General features: G+C 31.8%; 2 protein-coding genes. Both read right to left on the bottom strand.

Features of this window, described 5'->3' with window-relative positions; translation table 11 throughout:
* Positions 1-707 precede the first annotated feature (707 nt).
* Positions 708-1,190: a hypothetical protein gene (locus tag RMO70_RS13845; RefSeq protein ID WP_310557032.1), complete on the bottom strand. Its 483-nt coding sequence runs from the start codon at positions 1,188-1,190 to the stop codon at positions 708-710.
* A 3-nt stretch (positions 1,191-1,193) separates the two neighbouring features.
* Positions 1,194-1,846: toxin C-terminal domain-containing protein (locus RMO70_RS13840; protein ID WP_310557031.1), on the bottom strand; the 653-nt coding region annotated here is incomplete at its 5' end.

Raw genomic sequence — 1,846 nt, 5'->3', positions numbered from 1 at the left:
TCCGGCTGCATTTTGTAAAGCAACGGTAGCTTCTTCAATAGCGTAACGATCTTGACTCAAAATAGCGCCAGTAAGTGCGTATTCTGAGGTAGAATCTACTAGTTTTAATGTTTCTTGCCATTTAGAATCTTCATATACATACCCCCGCTAGCGCGAGCTTCTAGCTCGTGCCCACAATTTTGTCTCGTCCTGAAAAAGTTTACATATTTCAATAATCATGATATTTACAAAAAAGACCTGTTATTTTGTCCAAAATTATTTTCAAAGAACATAATTCCATTAAACTTTAATTTTTTTACCCTTTGCGCTCACGAGCTAGAAGCTCGTGCCCATTACTATTTTTTACCTCATTTCAATTAAAATAACTTTATTTTTATTGCGGGCACGAGCTAGAAGCTCGCGCTAGCGGGGGCTAGAAGCTCGCGCTAGCGGGGGTTGCTTGTGTGCTACTTTTGCCCCCTCCGAATAAACGATTAAAAGACCTGCTTACATTGTTTCCAATAGACTGCATGTTTCTATTGTAAAAATCTCCTACAGATTGAAGTGTTTTTCCGCCATAGTTAACAGCATTCTTAACATCTCTCCAAGCAGAATTTACATTGTTTCAAATAGTAATTATTGGTTTTAATTTACTACTGCGAAATCTGGAGACTATCGCAGAGCTAACCGTTATTTATGAAACATTTCAAAGAATTGGATTGTGTAAACTATCTCTCTAAATAATAAATATCAAATCCTCTATCATCATAAATATCAATTAACGTAATATAATCTTCTTTATTAATACATATTTGAACTCTTAAACTAAGAGATGGATTTTTTGCCATTTCATGATTAAAATGATTGATTAAAAGTTCTTTCAAAAAAAGCACATCCAAAACGTCTTCATTTATAAATATTATACCTGGCAATTTTCCATTATTATACGAAATAATTGTACTGTATTTTTTTTTATAAGATTTAATTAAACTTTCTACTTTATTAGTTTCTTCCCAAAAAAGTATTTTATAAGTCAAACTCTCAATCAAATTACTGGATAAAAGTAAGTGAATTATAAAATCTAATTTTGCTTCTAATTTAATTGGTTCAAGATCAAATCTTCCATTTACTATATTTTTACCTTTTTTTAATTGTAAGAGTTTTTTAAAACTCTTATCAAAATTTTCCGAATCTATTTTGTATTGACTCATAGTTTAATTTTTAAAAATATTAAGGTTTGCATCAGCTGTTCCTATTCTTTTTAATCTACCACCAATATTTTCAAATACTTTCCAAACTCCACCATTATGTACATCGATATCTTTTGAATAGTAATTGCCTTTAAACTTGTATACATTTTGTCCATGTGGATACCCAAAGTCTTTGACATGTTTAAATCCTTTTGGAATTTTAGAAAAACCTTTTGCAGCTGCACCAAGTGACTTAAATCCCCCACTTCCTCTTAATGCTTTAAGAGTGTAAGCTGGAATTCTAAAATTGCTCATTCTAGAAAACGCTCCTTCCATCGCATAAGGAGAAACAAAAGAAGCAGCAATATCTGGCGAACTATACCCTGCCGAATATGCCCATTCATTGGCAGACATATTCTTAGTATTATTGAATGTCTCTAATTTATATTCAGGACTTGCATTAAACATTATACTTCTACCTTGCATAACATCATTGCCGAGACTTTGCAAACTATTGCCCCAATATTCACCACTACTTATCTCTGAAGTAAAAAAATCAATAACATTATTAACTCTATCATTTATTCCTTGATTATAATTTTGTTTAATTTCACTCATAAAATTACCAAAATTTACAACAGGATTTCCCCCAGTCCAACTAGCACTTCCATCTTGCG

Source organism: Flavobacterium sp. (assembly GCF_031422135.1).
GTDB lineage: Bacteria > Bacteroidota > Bacteroidia > Flavobacteriales > Flavobacteriaceae > Flavobacterium.
This window is presented reverse-complemented; position numbering and strand designations above follow the sequence as displayed.